At 60.0% G+C, this 23,078-nt stretch carries 20 protein-coding genes; 6 read left to right on the plus strand and 14 right to left on the minus strand.

What is annotated here, in order from left to right; translation table 11 throughout:
* Nucleotides 1–34: 34 nt before the first annotated feature.
* Together DN745_RS08445 and DN745_RS08450 are read right to left on the minus strand one after the other, a co-directional pair.
* Nucleotides 35–1,420, minus strand: a complete 1,386-nt coding sequence (locus DN745_RS08445) for a hypothetical protein (protein ID WP_111333815.1) — start codon at nt 1,418–1,420, stop codon at nt 35–37.
* Nucleotides 1,421–1,553: 133 nt separating this feature from the next.
* A complete protein-coding gene (locus DN745_RS08450; RefSeq protein ID WP_111333817.1) occupies nt 1,554–2,420 on the minus strand; it encodes a ParA family protein in 867 nt (288 codons plus the stop codon).
* 241 nt (nt 2,421–2,661) lie between these two features.
* On the opposite strand from DN745_RS08450, the gene gcvPB reads away from it, so the two are divergent.
* Nucleotides 2,662–4,245, plus strand: coding sequence for an aminomethyl-transferring glycine dehydrogenase subunit GcvPB (gene gcvPB / locus DN745_RS08455; RefSeq protein WP_111333819.1), 1,584 nt, complete (start codon nt 2,662–2,664; stop codon nt 4,243–4,245).
* Nucleotides 4,246–4,342: 97 nt separating this feature from the next.
* Here gcvPB and DN745_RS08460 read toward each other — a convergent pair whose 3' ends face one another.
* From DN745_RS08460 to DN745_RS08485, 6 genes are all read right to left on the minus strand, one after another.
* Complete coding sequence (locus DN745_RS08460; RefSeq protein WP_111333821.1) at nt 4,343–5,296, minus strand: hypothetical protein; 954 nt, start codon at nt 5,294–5,296, stop codon at nt 4,343–4,345.
* 187 nt (nt 5,297–5,483) lie between these two features.
* On the minus strand, nt 5,484–6,254 hold the full coding sequence (locus DN745_RS08465) for an SDR family NAD(P)-dependent oxidoreductase (RefSeq protein ID WP_111333823.1): 771 nt from the start codon (nt 6,252–6,254) through the stop codon (nt 5,484–5,486).
* 82 nt (nt 6,255–6,336) lie between these two features.
* On the minus strand, nt 6,337–6,951 hold the full coding sequence (locus DN745_RS08470; RefSeq protein WP_111333825.1) for a hypothetical protein: 615 nt from the start codon (nt 6,949–6,951) through the stop codon (nt 6,337–6,339).
* 162 nt (nt 6,952–7,113) lie between these two features.
* Nucleotides 7,114–7,932, minus strand: coding sequence for a DUF72 domain-containing protein (locus DN745_RS08475; RefSeq protein ID WP_111333827.1), 819 nt, complete (start codon nt 7,930–7,932; stop codon nt 7,114–7,116).
* Nucleotides 7,929–9,269, minus strand: a complete 1,341-nt coding sequence (locus tag DN745_RS08480) for a sensor histidine kinase (RefSeq protein ID WP_111333829.1) — start codon at nt 9,267–9,269, stop codon at nt 7,929–7,931. Before DN745_RS08480 ends, DN745_RS08475 begins: the two co-directional genes overlap by 4 nt.
* A gap of 199 nt (nt 9,270–9,468) precedes the next feature.
* The gene (locus DN745_RS08485) at nt 9,469–10,350 is read right to left on the minus strand and encodes a prolipoprotein diacylglyceryl transferase family protein (protein WP_111333831.1); all 882 of its coding nucleotides are present in this window, start codon (nt 10,348–10,350) and stop codon (nt 9,469–9,471) included.
* Nucleotides 10,351–10,596: 246 nt separating this feature from the next.
* Between DN745_RS08485 and DN745_RS08490 the strand changes: the two genes are divergently transcribed.
* Nucleotides 10,597–11,529, plus strand: a complete 933-nt coding sequence (locus tag DN745_RS08490) for an MBL fold metallo-hydrolase (protein ID WP_162687551.1) — start codon at nt 10,597–10,599, stop codon at nt 11,527–11,529.
* Between the two features lie 131 nt (nt 11,530–11,660).
* A complete protein-coding gene (trmB, locus tag DN745_RS08495; protein ID WP_111333835.1) occupies nt 11,661–12,275 on the plus strand; it encodes a tRNA (guanosine(46)-N7)-methyltransferase TrmB in 615 nt (204 codons plus the stop codon).
* Between the two features lie 121 nt (nt 12,276–12,396).
* Here trmB and DN745_RS08500 read toward each other — a convergent pair whose 3' ends face one another.
* Complete coding sequence (locus tag DN745_RS08500; RefSeq protein ID WP_111333837.1) at nt 12,397–13,593, minus strand: outer membrane protein assembly factor BamB family protein; 1,197 nt, start codon at nt 13,591–13,593, stop codon at nt 12,397–12,399.
* Between the two features lie 109 nt (nt 13,594–13,702).
* Nucleotides 13,703–14,527 (minus strand): YfgM family protein, encoded by an 825-nt coding sequence (locus tag DN745_RS08505; protein WP_111333839.1) that lies wholly within the window; start codon nt 14,525–14,527, stop codon nt 13,703–13,705.
* A gap of 298 nt (nt 14,528–14,825) precedes the next feature.
* On the opposite strand from DN745_RS08505, the gene DN745_RS08510 reads away from it, so the two are divergent.
* Nucleotides 14,826–15,449 carry an outer membrane beta-barrel protein gene (locus DN745_RS08510; protein WP_133621993.1) on the plus strand — a complete coding sequence of 208 codons (624 nt, stop codon included), beginning with the start codon at nt 14,826–14,828 and terminating at the stop codon, nt 15,447–15,449.
* Between the two features lie 131 nt (nt 15,450–15,580).
* Nucleotides 15,581–17,257, plus strand: coding sequence for an acyl-CoA carboxylase subunit beta (locus tag DN745_RS08515; RefSeq protein ID WP_204355121.1), 1,677 nt, complete (start codon nt 15,581–15,583; stop codon nt 17,255–17,257).
* 32 nt (nt 17,258–17,289) lie between these two features.
* Here DN745_RS08515 and corA read toward each other — a convergent pair whose 3' ends face one another.
* The 4 genes from corA to DN745_RS08535 all read right to left on the minus strand — a co-directional run bounded on the left by corA (nt 17,290) and on the right by DN745_RS08535 (nt 21,424).
* Nucleotides 17,290–18,417: a magnesium/cobalt transporter CorA gene (gene corA / locus DN745_RS08520; RefSeq protein ID WP_111333843.1), complete on the minus strand. Its 1,128-nt coding sequence runs from the start codon at nt 18,415–18,417 to the stop codon at nt 17,290–17,292.
* A 23-nt stretch (nt 18,418–18,440) separates the two neighbouring features.
* The gene (locus tag DN745_RS08525) at nt 18,441–19,346 is read right to left on the minus strand and encodes a ParB/RepB/Spo0J family partition protein (protein WP_111333845.1); all 906 of its coding nucleotides are present in this window, start codon (nt 19,344–19,346) and stop codon (nt 18,441–18,443) included.
* The gene (locus tag DN745_RS08530) at nt 19,343–20,197 is read right to left on the minus strand and encodes a ParA family protein (RefSeq protein WP_111333847.1); all 855 of its coding nucleotides are present in this window, start codon (nt 20,195–20,197) and stop codon (nt 19,343–19,345) included. The genes DN745_RS08525 and DN745_RS08530 overlap by 4 nt, the downstream gene beginning before the upstream one ends.
* A 333-nt stretch (nt 20,198–20,530) precedes the next feature.
* Nucleotides 20,531–21,424 carry a R2-like ligand-binding oxidase gene (locus DN745_RS08535; protein ID WP_111333849.1) on the minus strand — a complete coding sequence of 298 codons (894 nt, stop codon included), beginning with the start codon at nt 21,422–21,424 and terminating at the stop codon, nt 20,531–20,533.
* Between the two features lie 204 nt (nt 21,425–21,628).
* Here DN745_RS08535 and DN745_RS08540 point away from each other — a divergent pair, with 204 nt between their 5' ends.
* Nucleotides 21,629–23,062: a helix-hairpin-helix domain-containing protein gene (locus tag DN745_RS08540; protein ID WP_111333851.1), complete on the plus strand. Its 1,434-nt coding sequence runs from the start codon at nt 21,629–21,631 to the stop codon at nt 23,060–23,062.
* The last annotated feature ends 16 nt before the right edge of the window (nt 23,063–23,078 follow it).

Here is a 23,078-nt window from a genome sequence, read left to right on the forward strand (position 1 = left end):
GACGGCGGCTCGACCGCCGCCGTCAAACATATCATTAAAACATGCAGAAGGTTCCCATCACACACATTATGCATGAGGAAGGACATGCATCCTGGCACATCATACCGCCGAAGCAAATCTGACCGCTGCCGCAATCGGCATCCGTCGAGCATCCGCCCGGAAGACCCGAACCCGCGCCACCTTCACAGGTGTTGGTTTGCATATTGCAGGTTCCGGGGAAACAATCCATGGCGTCTGTGCAGCTGGCACCGGCGCTTGGCGCGGTGCACACGCCGTTCTCGCAGGTCGTACCGGCGCGGCAGACCGTCGGGTCGTTTGCGCAGCTCGGCGGCTCGGAGCACATGCCGTCGACGCAGACTTCGCCGGGAACGCTACAGTCGGAGTTACCGGTACATTCGATGCAGCACTCACTGATGCAGAAGAAGCCAGGCTGCGAGCATGCGCTCTCGCCGTCGGCGGGGTTACACGACTCGGTACACGCCATGCACTCACCGTTCGCCGTGCAGGTCTCGCCGGCCGCGGTGTTGCAGTCGCTGTCGCCAAGACACTCGGCGCAATAGCAGTTATCCGCGTCGAAGAGATTATAGACAGGGTCTTGCGCGCAAGTCTCAGGGGTCTGGCTGCCGGGGGGGCAGGTGTTCTGGACGCAGGTTCCGTTATTGCAGATCTCGCCGACGCCGCAGGCCGGGTTGCATGCGCTGCCGGAGCCAGCTTCACACTGGTTGGTCGCGGTGTTGCAGGTCTCGCCGGTTGGGCAGGGGCCGCCGCAGGGCTCGGAGGTCGCGACTTCGCAGGTGCTGGTCGCGGTGTTGCAGACCTGACCGTTCGGGCAACCGCCACAAACATCGGTGTCGCTCTCGCACTGGTTGGTGCTGGTGTTGCAGGTCTCACCGGTCGCGCATCCGCCACAGGGGTCGGTATTGCTCTCGCACTGAGCCGTGGTCTCGTTGCAGGTCTCGCCGGCCGCGCAACCGCCGCAAGCGTCGGTCGTCTTCGGCACGCACTCATCGGCCAGGTTGCACTCTTCGTCGGCGGCGCAATCGGCGTCGCTGGTGCAACCGCCGGTGGTGCCCACGCCGCAAACGCCGTTGTTGCAGGTTTCGCCCGCGGCGACGTCGCATTGGTCATTGGTGGTGCACTGCGGGCGCGAGCAAACCCCTTCGGGGTGCTCCGGGGTCACAAGGCAGATAAGGTCAGATGAACCGGCGCAATTATCGCAGGACACCTGAATGCACTCGTTCTCGAAGCTACACGAGTACCCAAGGTCGCAATCGCTGGAGAAAGTACAGGACTGCGCGACAGCGGTGTCGTCGGAGCCGCATGCGGCGAGCGCGAACATCGCCACCAGCAAGATGGCCGCGTAAACGCCCGTCAAGCGCTTGGATGCCGCCAGGTCTAAATAATGTCGAATACTATTCATGAAATATCTCGTCTTCTGCACTGGCTAAATTAAAATTAGCGTTTAAAAAATCGTTGATGCGTTTTAAAATCACACGCTACTATAAACAAATTTGCGACTAACTTCAAACAGTTACCGCCGATAATATCCGGGCTCAACTGCGGGCCACGACCTCGTGGACCAGCGCCTTATAATGCTTCGCTCCGCGGCTATCGGCGTCGAATTCGAAGATGGGCATGCCCGCGAGTTGCGCACGCGGCAGCGCGGTGTTGATGCCGATGCGCGTCTTGAATAATACGTGCTCCCACGCCTGCTCGATTTGCTCGAGAACTTGCTCATTGATCGAGACGGTGCGCCCGTCCACCCGCGTGAGGAGCACCCCGAGCACGCCCAGGTTATGCCCCAGCCGGCCGTTGACCGCCTCGACGGTTCCCATCAACTCATCGGCGCCCTGCACCGACAGGGCCGCCAGGTCGGTTGGAATCAGCACCTTATCCGCGGCAAAGAGCGCGTTCAGCGTCAGATTCCCCTTATTGGGCGGCGAGTCGATGATGATATAATCGTAGTGGGTGCGCGTGAGCTTGAGGGCCTCGCGCAGCAAGGACTCCTTGCCAATCTTCTGCGAGATTCGCCCCTCCGTTTCGGCGAGCGCTGGATCTGCCGGGGTCACGTCGAGGCCATCGATACCCGAGGGAACCCGCGCGTCCAAAAACTCAGCGCCCTGCTCATCGAGCAGGATATCGCTGACCGACTTCTCCGCCCGCTCCTGGCTCATCAGCGCCGACAGGCTCGTGGTGCAATGGCCCTGCGCGTCCAGGTCAATGAGCAACACGCGGGCATCCTCAAATAGCGCCAAACCGGCCGCCAGGTTGACCGCGGTCGTCGTCTTGCCGACCCCACCTTTGACGGTCGCCACCGCGATCACCTTCGCCTGCCGCTCCCCGCGCGCATAGCGGCGAGAATCGTCTTGCTCGTCATTTTTAACCAGTCGTTTGAGACCGTTGCTAATAAGATTTCGCATTGTACAGCTCCCAGAAGGTGCGCAGGGTGAGTCAAAGTCGCGGACTTATACAGACTTGGCCTAATTGACGCAACGCGTCACGCAAAATTATCTCCTTATATCCCCCTAGCTTATCCTGACTTTGGCGAAAGCGAAACTATTTGGCGCATTATTGACCACCCAATGGTTGCCATTTGCGCCCAAAATTCCTATGAGCAGATCGCGCATATCATGGTGCGCTCCCTTCGATTTGAGGACGACGATGAACAGCGATAAAATTAATGGTCTGGCGGCGTTCGCGCCCAACGCGACGACCCGACCTTCGGCCAATATCACCAGCGGGCTCAAATTCGAGGAGCCGCTGATTTTCGAGCGCAGCCAGCCGGGGCGCAAGGGCTTTAGCCTGCACGTCGACGATTGGGATGTGCCGGCCCTCGACGTTGAAGACGCCTGGGACGACGCCCTGGTGCGGGCCGAAATCGCGGAGCTCCCCGAGGTCAGTGAGCCCGAGGTGGTCCGCCATTATACGCGTATGAGCCAGTGGAATTTCTCGATTGATACGGGATTTTATCCGCTGGGCTCGTGCACCATGAAATACAACCCGAAGATCAACGAGGGTGTGGCGAGGCTGGCGGGATTTGCGAACTTGCACCCCTATATGCCCGACGAATGGTGCCAGGGCGCGCTGGAGCTGCTCTATAGATTGCAGGGGATGCTCTGCGAGATCTCGGGGCTGGCGCATTGCTCGCTGCAACCGGCCGCCGGCGCTCAGGGTGAATTGGCGGGTCTGATGTGCATCCGGGCGTATCACGAGGCGCGCGGCGACACGAAGCGCACCAAAATTATCGTGCCGGAGTCGGCCCACGGGACCAACCCCGCCTCGGCGGCATTTAACGGCTTCGAGGTCGTCGAGGTGAAATGCGGCGAGGACGGGCGACTGCACCCGGACGCGCTGCACGAGGTGATGAGCGACGAGGTCGCTGGCCTGATGATCACCAACCCGAGCACCATGGGTCTTTTTGAGACTCATATCGCCGAGATCTGTCGCATCGTCCACCAGGGTGGCGGCAAGGTCTATATGGACGGCGCGAATATGAACGCGATTCTTGGCAAGGCGCGCCCCGGCGACTTCGGGGTCGACGTGATGCATTTTAATGTCCACAAGACCTTCTCGACCCCGCATGGCGGCGGCGGCCCGGGGGCCGGCCCGATCTGCGTGGTCGAAGACCTCGGCGAATACCTGCCCGTGCCGCGGGTTTCAAAACGCGGAGAAGACGACGCCGGCCCGGCCTATTATCTTGACTTCGACCACCCGAACTCGGTCGGGAAGCTCAAGGCGTTCTGGGGCAACTTCCTGGTCTATGTGCGCGGCTATACCTATTTGAGTGAATACGGCTGGCGGCTCGAGACGCTCACGGAGATGGCGGTGCTCAACGCGAATTACCTGCGCGTGAAGCTCAACGACATGCTCGACGTCGAGTATCAAGGCGTCTGCATGCACGAGGTCGCGTTCAACGATAGCACGCTGAGAGCGCGCGGCATCGAGACGCTCGACCTGGCCAAGCGCCTCATCGACTACGGCTTCCACCCGCCGACGGTCTATTTCCCTCTCAACATCCAGGGCGCGCTCATGGTCGAGCCCACCGAGACCGAATCTCGCCAGACCCTCGACTCCTTCGTCGACGCCCTGCGCACCATCATCGACGAGGCCGAGGCGCACCCTGAGTTGCTCAAGAAAGCGCCCTACAACGCATTTAGGACGCGCCTCGACGAGACGCGCGCGGCGCGAAACCCCATCCTCACCTATAAACAATTGGTGGCCTCGCGCGCCGAGACTCCCGCATAATCCAACGGGCGACCCTCCGATTCGCCCTTATGCAAACACGCAAAAAGCTCGCCAATTGGCGAGCTTTTTGCGTGTTTATGAGCGGCCTAATTCAGCCTTAGAAGGCGGCGTTCAACTGGCTGCAGCAGTTGTCCTTGACGCACTGGTCTTCGGCGTCTTCATCCTCGGTCTCGTAGCAGGAATACTGATCGGTGCAGGTCTCCAGGTCCACCAGCGCGGAGCGGCATTCCGACGAGACGCCGCAGGAATCCAAGCACTCCATGGCGCAGGTACTGCAGGCTGCCGGGTTCATACCGCCCATGCACTCTTCGCTCATGACGCACTCGGTGTTGCAATTCGCAAGGCAACCCATATACGGGCAGCAGGTTCCGCCCTCAACGCACTCGTCGGCGCGGCAGGTTCCACCATTATTGCCCGGGGTGTTATTGCCCGGAGTGTTATTGCCCGGAGTGTTATTGCCCGGAGTGTTATTGTCCGGGGTGGTCTCCGTCTCGCAGAAGAGGTCGCCGGCCTTGGTGTAGACGACCACGTCAAAATTGCCGCTGATCGTCTGGGTGGCGTCGCCGCCGATCTCGCTCTTGAGGACGACGTTATTGAAGGAGCCTTTGACATGATCGCCCATCTTTCTCGGGCAATTCGACAGCGTCACCGTCCCGGCGCCGGTGCCAGCGTAGACATTGCCGGCCATGGCGCTGGTTAGGCTGATATCCTCAAGGGCGAACGTGCCCGGTGCCCGCTCGTCCTCGCTCGTGATGACGACCGCGGACAATATGGAGCCGTCGCTGCTGGCCAGGGTCAGGTGAAGCATCGGGCCGGCGATACTCGCCCCCCAACTGCCCTCGCCTGCGGCCTCGTCCTTCTGGCTCCCCGACAACGTATCCGTGCTGCCTTCGGCCTCGACTTCGACGGTGAAGCTACTGGAGCCCGCCTGTTGCTGGTTATTCGACGAATCACCTCCGCCCTTGGAGGAATCATCGCCGCACGCGGCGACGCCTACAAATGCGCAACAAAGAGCGATAATGGCGAACTTAAGCTTTGCTTTCTCAAACATAAAAATTCCTGTTCACTTTGCGAAAAAAACAACGAATAAAAATGCATCCAATAATACCAAGTGCCCCGACGAAATGCCGAAACTCGGCATCTCCCTGAGGCACCTGCAACAGACGGGGATGGCGCTGATATATTCACCGATACGCTATCGTATCGCAAATAAATCCGCCCGCAGACGCCGCCAACAATCAAGACACGAACGGCAAGTCGCCCTCTCCTGCGGCGTTCTCCGCCCCCTCAACCCGGTCCAGCAGCGCACGCGCATCGTATTTATGCCCGGTCTGCCCCATATCGAGTGTCTGCATCAGCAGGACAAAGGTCGAGGCGATGGACTCGGCGCTCGGGAGGGTGTTCGGGTCCTCGCTGGGATAGGCTTCCTGGCGCATATCGGTGGCGGTGCCGCCCGGGTTGATCGACACGACGCAGACGCCGTCGCTCGCGAGTTCTTCGGCCAAGGTCTCGGTGATGCCCTCGACGGCGTGCTTTGACACCGCATACGGCCCCCACCCGCCCCGCCCGCGCCGCCCGACGCTCGAGGACACGTTAATCATGACGGACTGCTCGGCCTCGCGCAGCAGCGCGATGCTCTGGGTCGACACGATAAAGACCCCGTCTACGTTAATGCGCTGGGTCTTCTGCCAATCCTCTAGCGCCACCTCTTCGAGGTTCTTTCGCGGCCCGAGTATCGCCGCGTTATTGACCAAAATATCGAGGTGGCCGCGCTCATCAGCGATGCGCCCGACCAACCTCTTAACCGCCGAGGGGTCGGTGACGTCGGCCTGCACGCCGGTAAACGACGCGCCCTCTCCGCACAACGCCTCGGTCTCCCTGAGCGACTCGATATCTCGCGCACACGCGTATACATGCGCCCCCAGGGCGGTCAATTGAACGCAGAGTGCGCGGCCAATCCCACGGCTTCCCCCGGTAATAAGCGCAACTTTTCCCTCTAAATCCTTCATGGTCTAGCCCCTGGAACGATCGGTAGAAATGACAGCGCCCGACTGATTGCTCAGTCGGGCGCAGATGATTTGCTCTCTCAAATTAAAGCACCGGCTCGTCGGGCGACAACGCCCAGGTCCAGCGAATGCTCTGGTACTCGGGGTTATCCACCCCGAGGTCACGGCGCATCGCCGAGCGCATGTCGGTGATCAAGAAGGTGGCGTCCGCCATCGCGTCGCGCCGGGCGCCGATATGATTCTGGTAGGTCTGATAGGCTTGCTCGGAGTCGTCGTCCTCGGTGAGGGCGCCGCCGATTTGCTGCTCAAATCGGGCAACATAATCCGCCGCAAAGTCAATATCTTCGCGGTGCGCGCTCAGATATTTCATCATGCCGCGCGCCGCCGCTTCGAGCAGCTCCGAGTCCCAATACATCACGCGCCGGTCCGGATACCCGACGGCGTCGACTTTCTTGAGCTCGTTCTGCGCTTCGCGCAGCAACAACGCCACCTTCTTCCAGCTACGCTTGTCGGCGCCGCGCTCACGTCGCCAGCTCGAATAATGCAGGTCGCTCGAGGTCCGCGATGATTTGAGATCGGCGATGACGGTCTTCAGCCGATCACCGAATTCAAGGCAATAGACCGAGCCGGGATTCTTCTCACAATATTTGAGACAATCCTGTAAGCAAACTTCAACTTCAGCAATATTGGCATACGCCATGAGTACATCCCGAAACAGGTAGAATTTGTGTGGGCGTCTTCTTTACTTTGATGAAGGACTTCCCAGCTCGCACACAGCGCGACGATATATGCCCGAATGCCCGGTGGAGTGTCAACTGGCACAGAACCCTTCGCCGTGTCTGGCGCCCAACTCGAGCCCCACTTATTGCGGCGCCGAGCCGAGCTGGCGCGCGAGTTCGGATTCAACCCGACGCACGGTCCTGGGCGAAAAGCCCTCATAATTATTATTGGCGTAGCCAAAAATGGTGCCGCCCCGATCGAGAAAATGCGCCATCCGCGCGCTCCACCAGGCGATTTCTTCATCGCGTTCAATCTTGGGACTGGCGTAATTTTCAAACGCGTCATGCACCCCCAACCAACGAATATACGCGACACGCGAAGTCGCGCGCCAGAATCGGCCCATATGCTCGCCGCAGGTCAGCACCATCGACACCTGCCAGCGCTTGAGCAAATCCGCGAACTCCTCGGTCAGCCAGGAGCGATGGCGCACCTCCACCGCGTAGACCAGCCCGTCGGGCAACCCTTCAAGAAATCGGCCGAGATCATCGAGGGAATCGGCGCTCATGCTCGGCGGCAATTGCAGCAATAATGGGCCGAGGCGGTCCCCGAGTTCCTGCATCGTCTCAATAAACGTCGTCGCCAGCCCCCCGCAATTGACCAGGCGCGCCTGGTGGGTAATTACGCGCGGAAATTTGGCCGCGAACACAAAGCCCTCGGGACTCTGGGTCCGCCAGGACTGCACGGTCTTTAAGCTCGGCATCCCATAAAATGTTGAGTTAATCTCGACGCTTCGGTATTGCTCGGCGTAAAACCCAAGCCGCTGATTCGCGGGCATTTTTGCCGGATAAAAGGCCCCCTGCCAGTCCGCATAGGACCACCCGGAGGTTCCCAGATAAAGATGCGGGTGAAGTGAGTTTTGACCGGTCAGGACGCCCTGCACAGGCTCAACGCTCGCGGTCACGCGTCCTCCGGAGTATCGGTGTCGATGGGCTCCGAGGCATCCTCAATCGCAACGGACGGGTACGCGCCGCTGATGCGCGCGTCGCGCTCAAATTTAGGCGCCCGGACCGGCAGCCGAATGACGAATTCCGAGCCGCCCCCGACCTGGCTTGTGGCCGAAATCTGCCCCCCCAGGCTCTGCAGAATATCGCGCGATATAGACAGCCCCAGCCCGGAACCTTCTCCTCGATCCTTGGTGGTAAAAAACGGCTCAAAGATCTGCTCGAGCACTCGCTCGCTCATGCCCACGCCGGTGTCGCGAATCATGACGTCTAAAAACTCATCCTCGCGCTGGGTTTGCACCGTCACCTGGTTCCCCTTGACATCTCCCGGCTCAATCGCGTGGATGGCGTTGACCAGGACGTTCAAGAAAACCTGACTTAAGCGATTTGCGTCCGACAAAATATCGGCGTCGCCGCAGAACTCCAGCTCAAAATGCGTGCGATATTTGGCCTCATATTTGACCAAATTCAACGTCGTCTCCAGCAAGCGCTCGACGTTAATCCAGCCGGCTTCGCCGTGCGAATCGTGCAAGAAAAACCGAAGGTCCTGCACGATCTGGTGAATCCGCTGCATGCCGTGCAGATTACGCCGCAACAACTCCTCAAGGTCTTCTTGAAGAAACGAAATCTCATAATCCTGAGACAATCTCGACAAGCGCTTAAATAACTCAGGCGCCTCTTCCCGAACCCCCTCGCGCGCCTGGTCCAAGAACTCGCCAATCGCCTGAATATAGCCGGTCATCACGCTCAAATTGCTGATAACGAAACTAGCAGGGTTGTTGATCTCATGGGCCACCTCGGCGGCCAACAAGCCCATCGCGGCGAACTTCTCGGTATTGACGAGTTGTTGCTGGGCTCCCTCAAGCAACTGGTCATGCGAGACGCGTTTCATCACCGCGCCCAGGATGGTCGCTGCGTGATTCGAGCGCAATTGAGAGGCGAAGAGGAAGCCGAGCGACGGATGGCTCAGCGCGCGGGCGACGCCCTCATGGTCCTCGTCATCGAAAATGGCGATCACCGGCGGGGTCGAAAATGACTCGAAATTGTCCTCGCGCTTTAGCCCCAGCAATCCGCGCAGCGTGACCTCCGAATACCGGCCCGCGTAGCTGCACAAAATGGCGTCAAAGGGTTCGCTGCCCAATAGGTGAGTCGCCTCGGCGAGGTTCGCGGCGTGGGTAAACCGATAATAGAATGGCGTTCTCTTGATCTCGAGAAGTTCTTCCAAACCCATGGCCTGCGCGTCAACGCATAGGATTCTACTATTCTCGCCTTCTATCTTTTCGGTTTCGGTGCCCATACAAATTTTCACTTCATCCAAGGAGAAATACGGCCCGCCACGGTGGCGCGTGCCGCAATTCGAGAAGTTGTCGCCATCAGGGTTACACCGTTTGTGACATTGTTTGCGCGTCGGCGACGAAAGATCAAATGGGAATCGTAATTTCGGCCCATCGCCGCCGCTCCACGAACCCGTGGCGCCTCTTTGAGTCGCAAGAAGCTTAATCACCACCGGCGCGGTGTCGATCAATGGAGCGCGCGCGTGTTTCAAGCCACAATAAGACCCCAAAAACGATCGCCGCGCAAATCGCCATGAAGTGGTGAATATTAAAGGCGCCCCATATGTCGACGACTGTGACCGGGTCACGGGTCCACTCAACGCAGAACCTCCAGAGCATATAGCTCAAACAACTCCACCCGGCGACGCGCCCAGGGCGCAGCCCGCGCGACCACATTTGAACGCCCGCGACCCCGACGATCACGAAGATCCCCACCGCCAAATACAGCGCATAGGGATGAACCGCGAGCGACCAATCGGCCCCCCATCCAATTTGGCGCGTCGCCAGATGGTGCCCAAAAGCCTCGGTGCCCGGCGAGTAGCGCAGCGCCCAGGGCGCATCGGTGACGGACCCAAAATCACAGCCATTGGCCAGGCAACCCAGGCGCGCAAAACCCAGGCCCGAAAGCCCAGCCACCACGACGATATCCAGCGTATGCAGGCCCGCGTCTAACCAACCAAAACCTAAAGCCCTACTTGCAGATGCTCGCTCGAACGCGCCCCGATGGCTCAGAAACCACCATAGAAGGAGCACAAGGCCACCACCCAATATCGCCCCGAATGAACTATGTCCACCTTTGAGTGGGTGCAGAACACTCAAAGCATTACTTGAGACCAGACCCCAGGTGACCTCGGGATCGAGCAGAACCCATGTGACCCGGCTTCCGACGCCACCGCCTACGATGCAGGCCGCCATGAGGCTCAGGATGTCCAGCCGACCGAGGCGAAGTCGTCCCGCCAGCAGCGCACCACAGCTAAGCGCGACCAGCAGACCAATGCCGATCCAGACGCTCTGAGGGGGAAGTTGGCTAATCCACTCGTCCATAACAGTTACGACCTTAGCGTTGCGAAAATCGAAGTGGCGTCGCTGCGCCCGCGCTTCAACTCCTCTTATACCCTAACGGCGCCAGCGCGCGAGACCAGCCTGCCAAGAATCGATTCGCCAACCCCTAAAACCAGCCACGTCCGCGAAATTAAAGCACACCTATGCCAGGATTTATGATAGGCTCGACGCGCGGTTCCATGCTCGAAAGCATCGATGCGTTCGTTTCTAAAAAAACATATAAATCCGATGTCATCTGAATTTAGACTCGAAATTTACGGCTGCCGAGGGAGCACCCCGGTCTCCGGCGAGCGCTATACGCGCTACGGCGGCGCGACCTCTTGCGTGCGGGTCACCGTCGCGGGCCGCGAGATCATCCTGGATGCGGGCAGCGGCCTCGCCCTGCTCGGCCGCCACCTGGTGAAACGCCGCCTTCGCGACGGTCAGCCGGTCCATGCGTACTTTTTTCTGTCGCATGTTCACCTCGACCATATCACCGGGCTGCCCTATTTCGCCCCGAATTATTTCGAAGACGCGACGATCTGGATGATGGGGCCGCGAAATATGCGATTTCCCTCATTCGAGGCGACGATCGACAATTTTATGGCCCCGCCCTTCTTCCCGGTGCCACGCTATGAGATGGGGGCGGAGTTTCACTTCTCGGATATATGCGAGGCGGACACGGTCTTTTTCCTGCGCGATCAGCGCGCGCCCATTCAACTTCGGGCCGGCCATCCTCGCCATCAGGCTGCCATGCCGCCGGCGGCGAGCGTCGAAACACGCGTCGAATGCCTGCGCGGATACAATCATCCGAAGTCTGGGGTGAATATCTATAAAATCGTCTCGGGCGGCAAAACCCTGGTCTACGCGACCGACACCGAGGGGTTTGTACACGGGGACCGACGTCTGATTGAATTTGCCCGCGGCGCGGACGTATTGATCCACGACGCGATGTACTCCGAGGAGCGCTACACCGCGGGCCGAGCGGCGACCCAGGGGTTCGGGCACTCGACCATTCAGATCGCGACCGACCTTGCCAACGCCGCCGGTGTAGGTAAATTGCTGCTCTTCCATCATGACCCAGCCAATGATGATGATACGCTGGACCAGTTGGAAGCGCGGGGAAAAGCACGCTTCGCCGAGACCCAGATGGCCCGCCAGGGCATGGTGCTCGACATTTGACCGAATGCACCGCGTCGCGCTGAGATGGCCAAAAACCACCGAGCCCCTCAGGCGCCCTTCAATTATAAAACGACTCCTTCACAAATAGCCCTCACGGGCTTCGAAAACTCAAAGAATCGGGAACGCAACACGTGGCCAATTTAGATTTTCGTTTCGACGACATTACAGAAAAATTTCAAGCCGAAGAACTCGAGCGCATCCGCGCATTCGGTCGCTCAAAGACCCTGCCGGACCTGGTGAGCCTGGAGATCGGCACCAACCGTGGGCGCTTCCTCAGCGAGGTCGCCCAGCAATTCCCTGACCGATACTTCCTGGGCGCGGAGTGGACGGCCCTCGCCAAAAACGCGCGCTCGCGCCTGAAGCGCGACGGCGTCGAGAACGCCGATGTGCTGGCCGCCGACGCCAATAACCTGCTGCCGATCCTGATCGACGACGGCCAGCTGCGCGAGCTCTTTTTGCTCTTCCCCGACCCCTGGTGGAAGATGAAACACCGCAAGCGCCGCGTCATCCAACCGGAGTTCCTCGACCTGATCGCCCAGAAGATGCCCTCCGGCGGCAATATCTGGATTCGCACCGACGTCGGCACCTTCGCCGACGACATGCGCGAAACCCTGGCTGCCCACCCCGAGTTTGAGCCCCTGGACGTCTTCGACTACCCGCTCGAGCATTTCCCGCGCAGCACGCGCGAGCGCCACGTAATTCGCGGCGGCATCCCGATTCACACCATTTATTATAAGCGGCGCTAACGACGCCGCTGCCAATCAAAAAACCCAAGAAGCCGGGCTCAAAAGAGCGCCCGGCTTCTTGGGTTTTGTGATCTTTTTTCTGCGCGCTGCTTCCAGCCCATCGGGCTGACCGCTGCGGCCTTTAGAACGCGATGTCGAGGTGGTAGAGGAAGCCACGATTCGAATAGGCGAAGCCGCCATTTTTGCTCAGGACCATCGGCGTATTAAAGCCGTTCGATGGATTCCAGGTCATAAAGGGGAAGCCGGTCAATCGGTCGAGGGTATACAGCGGGCCCTGGGCGGTCGAGATGAAAAGGTAGAGTTGGGTCGCGGTGATCGCGACCGGCGCCTCATCTTCAAATTTATAGGACCAGGCCGGTGACCCGTCCTCGGCCTCGAGCGCGGTGACACGCCCGCTGGCGGTCGCTACATAGAGCGTTCGCTCGCCATAAACCAGGTCGGCGACGCCCGACATCGGACGCTTCCAAATATGGGTGCCGTCGGACTTGTCGATCGCATAGACGCCGCCGTCATAAGACGCCGCGTATACACGGGACCCCGACACCGTGACGTGGCCGTCGACGTCAACAAACTCGGTCTTGCCGCCGCTTAAATCGCTCTCCCAAATCATATCACCGCTATCGAGCTGAAGCGCGGCGAGCACGCCGTCGCCAAAGCCGCAATAGACAACGCCGTCTTCAACCACCGGGTCCCCGGAGCCCTTGATGGTGAAATACTCGGGGGTGCTGCGACCATAGGTCCACAATTGTTTGCCGGTCGCCGCATCGGCTGCGGTCAGGATGTCCTTGCTCGTCGTGAAGAAGACGCGCTCCTCGGCGTAGACCGCGGTGCTCTCGATGGACCCGTCGAGTTCAAGCTCCCACTCAACTTCGCCGGTGGCCTCATTGAGGGCGTAGAATTTACCGCCCAATGTGCCGACATAGACCCGGCCGCCGCCGTAAACCACACTGCCATGCACCGCGCCATCCAACGACGCGGTCCACAAGACCTCGCCGTTGCCGCCGCGCATCTTAAACAGACTGCCCGCGTCGCTCCCCACATAGACTTCGTCGGTCTCACTGCGATAGAGCGGCGTCGAGAATTCACGCGGCTTAACGCTCCAATGGGGCGGCGCGTCGATCCCTCGGCGCCACTTCACCGAAAAGTGCGGCTGAACCGCAAAGGGCTCGACTCCACTGGCGCTTCCCAGCGGCTGCGATGCTTGGTTCGACGCACACCCCGTCATGGCGACGCCGGCCAGGATGACGGCGGCGAGGCTCAACGCCCGGAGATTGTGGCGTCGCGCTTGCGACAACAAAACACGCAATTTATTTGGCATCAGTGAGCCGGTTTAGCAGAAACAAAAATACAGCGAATCACGAACTCAAACCGCCATGAGATCTAAATGCCGTGGCACTTAAAAATCATGGCGTTATGAAATCGGCCGATTAAAGAAACGCCAGGCGCCGCTCGATCGCATCGCGATGGGGCGTCTCCGGGTTGCTCTCAAGAATCTCATGATACAATTCTTTGGCCTCTTTGGCTTTACCGCTGGCGTCCAGCAGTTGAGCCTTCTGGTAGGTCGCCATGGCCATATGGGTCTCACCCTGCTCGCCGAGCTTGTCGAAGGTCTCCAGCGCCTTATCAACGTCACCGGTCGTGGCGTAGGCGTTGGCCAATCCCATATAGGCGAAGGGAACCGCCGACTTCAGGGTCTTGCCCGCAAGGTAAGCGCTATAGAGCTTGACGGCCTCGTCAGCCTTGTCCAGGTGCATCGCGGCGGCGGCCTGGGTCAGGCGCGCGCTCTGGGCGACCGGACCGGTGCTGTTCTCGGCCAGCGCCTTGGCGGCGCCGTCGTAGATGGCCTGCCAACGCTCGGCGTCATCGGCGAAGACCTTCTCGGGCATCGGAACGATATCGCTCTCTTGAATCTGCTTATAGGTCTCGGAGTCTTTGGTGAAGACCTCGTAGTCCCAAATCGCCGGGCTCAGCGTCTGCGACGCCGCGACTTCCTGGCTGGTCGAATAAGCCGAGTAGGCCCATCCACCAAGCGATGCCACGATAACAAGCGCAACACCGCCGATGACCAGATTGAGATTTCGCTCAATCCAAGACACACCCTGCATCGTCGCACCCAAAATCGGGTCGGCGTCGATCGGGGGCACGCCCGACTCGGGGTCTACCGAATCAAAATCAATCGATGTAGGAACGCCACTCTCGTCGAGCTCCGGCGCGTCGCCTTCTTGCTGGCGTTTGCGAATCTTGATGGCCATCTGCTATCTCCTGTTTATTTATGCGCTCTAATTCTTGAGGCTAAGATCGAATCCGCAACGACCAAAATTCGGCCGAACCAGTAAAGCGCGGACTATATGAATGCCACAAGGTAGTGTCAACCAACACGAAGATATGGCGGGTTAAAAGGCGCGCCCGGCACGCAACCAGGCAGACAACCAGGCCCCTGTTGATCTCGGCGTAGCGCTAACCTAAACACTTTGCTTTATCTGCCTATCTTAGGCAGACAAAATGGAGCCACGGCAGCGTAGACACCCGACGCCTCCCTCTTGAGCCAGCTTGAGCCACAATAAAATGATCAAACACCACCGCCTGCACCCACTCAAACACCGCCGCCCCGCCATCCTTCGAGCACTCGTGCTGCTCGCCGCCATGGGGCTGGCAATGCTGCTGCGCCCCGCCCCCGCCCAGGCCTCCGAGGGCTACGCCCAGACCTGGGGCGGGCTGATGCTCGCCAATTCAAACGACTCCAAGCCCGGCGGGCAATGGGGCGCGGGCGCCCAATTTGGGTTCGCGGCCGGCATCACCGACTTCTGGAGCATCGTGGGCGGGGTCGAGACCAGCTATCACCTCGCCACGACGAGCGACGACGACCCGCCCGAGGACATCCCCGGCATGCAGGTGCTCGGGCTCTTCGCCGGCTTTCGCTATAACGTCGACATCTTCAAATATGTCCCCTACGTCGGCCTGGCCATCGAGAATTTCCCCCTCGGCCCGCGCCCACCGTCGGCGACCACCGCCTCGCGCATCGGCGCAAAGCTAAGCGTCGGCCTGGATTGGCGCGTCAACCGCGACTACTCATTCGGCGCGCTGGTCGAGCTTCACTCCGCCCTGGACGCCCCGGCTGACTTCCCGATCTATTCAACCGTCGGGGTGAATCTCTCGTACCATTTTCGGCTCTAGGCCGCCGTGCCCGGGAGCGGCGCGCGGATGCGCCCGCTGTGGTTGCCGCCTTCGTATTTGCGCGATACCTTGTGTCCACACAAATACGATATCCGCGCCAACCCTCTACTTGCCCCCCGCGAGAGATCCCGATGAGCGATTCAAAAAAGACCGCAAAGCCAAAGTCGTCATCAAAAAAGAAGCCCAAAGCGGCGCGCACAAATCAAAAAATGCGCGCGCTCGTCGAAGAGTTGCACGCCCGGCGCGAAGACGCCCTGCAAATGGGCGGAGAGCGCCGCGTCGCGCGCCAGCACGCCAAGGGGAAGTTGGATGTGCGCCAGCGCATCGACTATCTCTTTGACCCCGGCACCTTCGTCGAGTTCGGCCAACATGCGTTCTTCCACTCGAATGGCACGCCCGTGGCGGCCGATAATATCCGCACCCCGGGCGACGGCATGGTCAGCGGATGGGGTGAGATAAACGGGCGCATCGCGGTCTGCGCGGCTTATGATTTTACGGTGCTTGGCGGGTCGATTGGCGATATCAACGAGCGAAAAGTCACGCGGTGTCGGGAGTTCGCGCTCAAAAATCGCGTGCCGATGATCTGGTTGATCGACTCGGCCGGCGCGCGGGTGCACGGCGGCTCGGGCATCGACTTCGAGCAGATCACCCTCTTTAGCGGGTCGGGCTACCTTTTTCGCGAGCAGGTCGCGATGTCCGGGGTCGTCCCCCAGGTCGCCGCGATGCTCGGCCCCGGCGCCGCGGGTACCGCCTATATCCCGGGGCTCGCCGACTATGTGCCGATGGTCGACGGCACGAGCTTTATGGCGCTCGGCGGCCCGCCGTTGGTCAAAGCAGCGGTTGGAGAAGACGTCGAAGAGCAGGACTTAGGCGGCGCAAAGATCCACAATAAATTCTCGGGGGTCGCCGATCAGAGCTTTGAGAGCGACGAGGCATGTCTGGACTCCATCAAGCAATACTTGAGCTATCTCCCGCAAAACTGTGAAGCAAAGCCTCAAGAAATACCGCACCAACCCTCCCCTGAACGCGCGCCAGGCGGCGCCACCCGCGAGAATCTCCTAGACGTGCTGCCCGAGAGCAGTCGCCGCGGCTACGATATGAAGAAGCTCTTAGGCTATATCGTGGACGACGGCGAACTCTTTGAGATGAAGCCCCAATTCGCCCGTCAAATCGTGACTGCGTTTGCGCGCATCGACGGCAAATCCGTGGGCATCGTCGCCAGCAACCCGGGCGGCGCGATGGGCGGCGCGCTCGACAATGACTCGGCCGACAAGGCCGCGCGCTTCGTCAATTTATGCGACTCCTTTAATATCCCGCTCATCTTTTTCCAGGACGTCCCCGGATTTATGGTGGGCAGTCGGGTCGAAAAGGCCGGCATCATCCGCCACGGCGCGAAGATGCTCTACGAGGTCTCGCGCGCGACGGTCCCCAAGATCACGGTCATTGTCCGCAAGGCCTACGGCGCCGGCTATTATGTGATGTGCGGGCGAGCCTATGAGCCCGACTTAATCGTCGCCTGGCCGACCGCCGAAATCAGCGTGATGGGACCGGCGGGGATGGTCGAGATCTTTGCGCGCAGCATGGGCCGCGACGCCACGCTGGATCAGACCGTGGTGGACGCCCAGAAGAAGCAAATGATCGCCATGATCGAGCCGCATATCGACATCTATAAGGTCGCCGGGCGCGCGTTGATCGACGAAGTCATCGACCCGCGCGAGACCCGCGATTATATCGTGAGCGCCCTCAAATTGTCGGCGAATAAAAAGGTCGAGCGCCCCTGGCGAAAGAGCGGCGTGCGCCCGGTTTGAGCGTTTAAACTCAGGCAGAGAATCGCCCGCGATCAGCTATTGGTGCCGATCCAACCCTTGCGCCAAAAATAGACCACCAACCCGACCGCGATCAGCGCCATCGCCAACAGCGTCGCGGGATACGCGTAGGGCCAGTCGAGCTCCGGCATATTCCAGGGCGACGAGCTCGGGTTGAAGTTCATCCCATAGACCCCCGCAATAAACGTCAACGGAATGAAGATGGTCGCGATGATCGTCAGGACTTTCGTAATCTCGTTCTGGCGCTGGCTTGCCAAAGAAAGGCTAAAATCGATCAGTTGGTTCCCCAGCGAGTGATAGCTTTCGACCGACTCACTGATCTGAATCGCGTGATCCAAGCAGTCCTTCAGGTAGGGCTGCACTGCCTCGGTGAAGAGCGACTCGGGACGGCGGCGCAGCGCCTCCAAAATATCGCGATGCGGCGCGATCAACCGCTTCATCTCCCACAATTGGCAATTCATGGCGTGAATGCGCATCAACAAATTAGAGTTGGACGGCTCGATCACCTCCACCTCTATTTCGTAGTAAATCTTCTCGAACTCTTCGACCACCGGAAAGCCCGCGTCCACGACACGGTCAATAATCGCGTAGCCCAGATAATCCGCCCCATGACTTCGCATCAATGGGCGCCCCCGGCGCACCCGACTGCGGATCGGCTCGAAATAATCGGCCGCCGCGTCGTCGGTCTGGAAGGTCACCACGAAGCCTCGCCCGACGAACAGACTGATCTGGTCGGCGCTGAGTTGGTCGGTCCAACGCGGCATCTTCAATTGTAATTGAACGCAATTCTCGAAGAAATCGACCTTCGCGCGGTGTTGGATTTCCTGAACGTCCTCCAATGACAACGCCCCGAAGCTAAAGATCTCACCGATTCGCTTCAATAAATTGGCGTCTTCCACCCCGCGAACATCGAGCCACACGACGCTAAATTTCCCCAGATACTCGAGGACTTGCTCGACATCGTCGAGCTCTTGCTCGACGTGCTCCGTCAAGTTGTACGCGATAAGCTTGAGTGTCGGCGGCGGCGCTTCCGGGGTGTGATGCAACTCTCCGGGGCTGTTGCCCGGCTGGGCAGGATCGCCGCGCTTAGAACGCAACGCGCCCAATTTGCGACGCAGGTATTTGGCTGGTTTTTCAACCATTTACGGCCCTTTTAAAAAATCAATCATTCGATACCCAGGCGATCCAACAGCGTCTGCAAGACCTCATAATCGTCGTAAAAAATCTCGACCCTGCCCTTGCCGTTTTTGTCACGCAATTTCACTTTGGTGCCCAGGGCGTGCTGGAGCTGATTGGTGATGTGGCGCGTCTGGGAGTCCTCGCGAAACGGCGACTTCTTGGGCTTCGTCTCCGCCTCATCTGCCGTCTCGCCCTTCATGGACTTGGCCAGCTCCTCGGCCTGGCGCACGGTGAGGTTGAGCTTGATGATGCGCGTGGCGATGCGCCGCGCGATCTCAGGGTCCAGCCCAACGAGCGTGCGCGCGTGTCCCGGCGACAACGCCCCGTTGGCGACCTGGTCACACACCCACTGCGGCAGCGTCAACAGGCGCACCGCGTTGGCCACCGACGAGCGCGATTTGCCGACCTGCTGGGCAATCTCGGCCTGGGTAAACTCGTATTCTTCGAGCAGGCGGGCAAAGGCCGACGCCTCCTCCATCGGGTTGAGGTCCTGGCGCTGCACGTTCTCGACCAGGGCGAGCGCGAAGGCCTCCGAATCGGTGACGTCTTTGACGACCGCGGGGACCTCAAGCTGCCCGGCGAGCTTCGCCGCGCGCCAGCGACGCTCGCCGGCGATCAGCTCGTATCCGCCGCCTTCGGCCTCGCGCACCACCAGCGGCTGGATCAACCCGCTCTCGGCGATACTCGCCGCGAGCTCCTGCAGCGCGACGTCATCAAAATCGCGCCGCGGCTGGACCTCGGCCGGATGAATCTGATCGAGGGCCAAATATTGGTATTCGCGCGGACTATTCGTGGTCTGCTGGCGCGGAATCAGCGCACCCAGCCCGCGCCCCAGGGCGCGCCGTCGCTGACTGGGCGATGGATTCGATGAATTGTCTGTGGAATCACTCATGGGGCCGAAGCTCGGGGGTCAGAGGGATCTTCGAGGGTGGAATCCGCAGCATCCGCGTCTTCCGACGTTTTCTCTACAGATGGCGTAAAATTATTGCGGGCCAAAAACTCATCGGCGAGGCGCCGATAGGTCTTGGCGCCGCGCGAGGCGCTCGCGTAGCGGATAATCGGCTCGCCGTACGAAGGCGCTTCACTCAGGCGCACATTGCGCGGGATCTTGGTGCGATAGACCAGGTCCCCGAAATGGCGATGAACCTCGTCGGCGACCTGCTCCGCCAGATTAGTACGCCCGTCATACATGGTCAAAAGAACGCCTTCCCAGGTCAGGCGCGGGTTCAGATATTCCTGCACCAACTCCACCGACTGGCTCAGCATCCCGACGCCCTCAAGCGCGTAATACTCGGCCTGAATCGGCACCAGGACCGTGTCGGCGGCCGCCAGCGCGTTGAGCGTCAACAGCCCCAGGCTCGGCGGGCAATCGATGAGAATAAAGTCGAACTCGGCCTCGGTCTGGCGAAACTCATCGCGCAGCCGGTATTCACGGGTCGCGTGGGAGACCAATTCAATCTCGGCGCCCGCCAGGTCAGTGGTGCTTGGGATGATGCTCAGGTTCGGAATATTGGTGGCGACGACGAGTTCTTCGACGCGCGCATCGCCCATCAGAAGATCATAGGTCGCGCGCACGATAAGGCTGCGGTCGATGCCCAACCCACTGGTCGCGTTGCCCTGCGGATCCATATCCAGCAGGAGCACGCGGCATCCCAGATCGGCCAGGCACGCCGCCAGATTAACCGACGTCGTGGTCTTGCCCACGCCCCCTTTTTGATTGGCGATCGCCACTATTTTATTCACAACTACAACCTTTTCTGCGCAACCAGTCACGTCTTCTTGCCATCCACACACGAGCATCCCGCGCGCGCGACACTATCACGTCTGGCCGGTGAAACATCAACACTGATTTGATTTTCGCGCCCGGCCTTGGGCCCGGTGAGCCCATTGAATCCCCTGCGGAGTGGCGCGAGCAGGAGCCTATGGACGCGCGTTATGCGGTGTGTGCGGCGGGAGTTCAGCGCAGGAGATTCGTGCCTCTTAAGGAACAAAAAACGACGGCGGAGCCTCCGCCGTCGTTTTAAGAAAACCGCCGAGAGCAACGACGGGCAAACCGATCAAGCCTGGGCCGCCGGGTTAGTCAGCAGCGACCGCGCTCAGCCCCATGACCTCCTCGAGCGTCTGCTCGCGCGCCTTCGCCACCCGCATATAGCGTTTTTGAAATTGCGAAGTTCCGAACTCAACGAAGTCATCCTCGACCAGCCCGAAGGGCAACTCCTCGTAGGCGCCGAGCGTCTCGTTGATCATCCCCAGCGCGATCGGCAGAAGCTCGTTCATGCGCGCCTCGATGGCGAACCACACCTCGTCGCCATACTCGGCGGTAAGCCGCGACAAGAGATACACACCAAAGGCGAGGTGGCGAGACTCGTCTTGCTTCAGGTTGGCGGCCATCTGCTGCATGCCGGGCATAATATCGTTGTCCGCGAGCATCTTTGCGTACGCGTGATACCCCGTCTCGGCCAGCACCCCCTCGACGATCATATTATAGGTGACCGACGCCCGGGCCAGCGCGACCGGGCTTCGGTCGTGCTCGAGGGCGTCTAGCGCCCCCGGAAGCTCCTCATGAAAAAGCCTGCAATAATTCTCGCCGTGAAAATGCGACAGGTCATCATTGGTACACGCCACGGTGTCGAAGAAATAGCGCAGCGCCTCCACATGCTTGGCCTCCTCCCACAGAAACGACGTCAAATACATCTCCTCTTCCAGGCAGCCGGTCCGTCGAATCGCGCCAATCAGCGGCAGCAACTCCTGGGTCACCGACTCTTCACCGCCTAAGAACTGTGAGGTCAGGTGCAAGATGACCGTTTGCTCCAGCTCGTTGAGCTCCAGCCAATCCTTTCGGTCCTGGGTAAAATCAATCGCCATGGGGTCCCAGATCCCCAACCGCTTGGCCTTCGTCCATAACTTCATCGGAACAAGATCGTAGTTTAGCCCGGCAGAACTCGTGCTTTGAAACGTTCTCGAATTCATTATTCGCCCCGCGAAAGTAGGTTATACAGCATGTGAGGGGATATTATCCCAACACTCGTTGGAAAAGGCAAATCCCCTAGAGGATGAATATTTTATTCCGCCCTCCGATCAACAGAACGCGCGTTCTTTCAAAAGCGTCGATTTTCGTATAAACGTGCACACATTGCAGCGATATTGCCCAAATATTTGACCACGAGTCCGGCCATGCTTCGTCGAAAACTAATTTTGCTAAGTTGTTCCGCCCTCTTCATTCTCAGCGCCTGCGGCGACGATACGCCCACAACGGATGCGACAAACGAGGTCAATAACCCGAGCGGCCCCGGCGGCAAAGGCGATCATTGGGTCAACACCGGCGAGCCGGTGAGCTACGAAGATTTCCGCGCGCAGGTCTATTGTGAGCCGGACCACGATATCTGCGTGACCGAGGGGGATATCCCCATCGCCGGCGGCGAGGCCGGGATACAGGCGTTTTATTACGAGCGAATCCGGGCCAGCCAGAGCGCTCTTTCGGTGAACCAGTCTGGCGGGGAAGACACCCTCTACACCCGCGCGCGCCGGCTCGACCTCTCCTATTGTGTTGACGACGCGTTCGGCGAAGACAAGGCACTGGTCATCACCGCGATGCGCGAGGCCGCCGAAGCATGGGAAGCCCATGGGCACCTGAAATTTCGCTACGACGCATCCCAAGACGCAGACTGCGGCATGGACCTGAACGCCGCGGTCTTCTTTACGGTGACCACCTCCCCGGCGGACGCGGGCTATTTGGCCCGCGCGTTCTTCCCGGATAGCCAGGCCGCCGACCGCCAGGTGCGCGTCAACGTCCCCTCATTCGCGGCGGCCGGCGACGGTGACGACGACTTCGCAAAGAACCTGACCATGGCCGGGATCCTACGCCACGAGCTCGGGCATGTGCTTGGCTTTCGCCACGAGCACACCCGCCCGGAGGCCAACGACTATTGGTGCTTCGAGGACGATAATTACCGGCCGGTGACCGAATACGATTCCGCCTCGGTCATGCATTATCCCCAGTGCAGCGGCACCGGTGATTGGTCGCTCGTCTTGACCGATATCGATGTCCAGGGCGTCGCGTTCTTCTACCCCGACTTCGAGCGCTACCCGATGGGGCGCTGCGACGTGGAGCTCAGCGACGAGGGCGATGTCCTCGAGGACTGCGCCCCGGTTGCCCATCATATCGTGGAGTTCGTCAATAACGCCTCCGAAGACACGCTGGACCACTGGGCCGGCCTGGATACCCGCGCGGTCGACGACATCCTGGCGACCCGCTCACGCAGCCCGTTCCACACGCTCGAAGACCTCAAGCAGATGCACTATCTCAAGGAGCACGGGGTGCGAAAGCTCTACGATTATCTCTATGTCGACGGGCGCTGCGCCGCGGAGACCGACGCAAACGGGCTGCCGCTGGCATCCTGCTGGCCGGTGTCGCATCGCATCCTCGAGTTCGCCAATACCGCCTCGCTCGAAGAGCTCGACGTCGCCGCACGCCTCGACCGGCGCGCCGCCGAGAATATCGTCGCCGCTCGCCAAAACCACCCCTTCGAGTCCCTCTCGGAGCTGTGGCTTATCAACTATGTGAAGACCAACGCGCTCAATAAGTTATACAATCATCTCTACGACTGAGCCGATATCAGCCCAG

Source organism: Bradymonas sediminis (genome assembly GCF_003258315.1).
Lineage (GTDB): Bacteria > Myxococcota_A > Bradymonadia > Bradymonadales > Bradymonadaceae > Bradymonas > Bradymonas sediminis.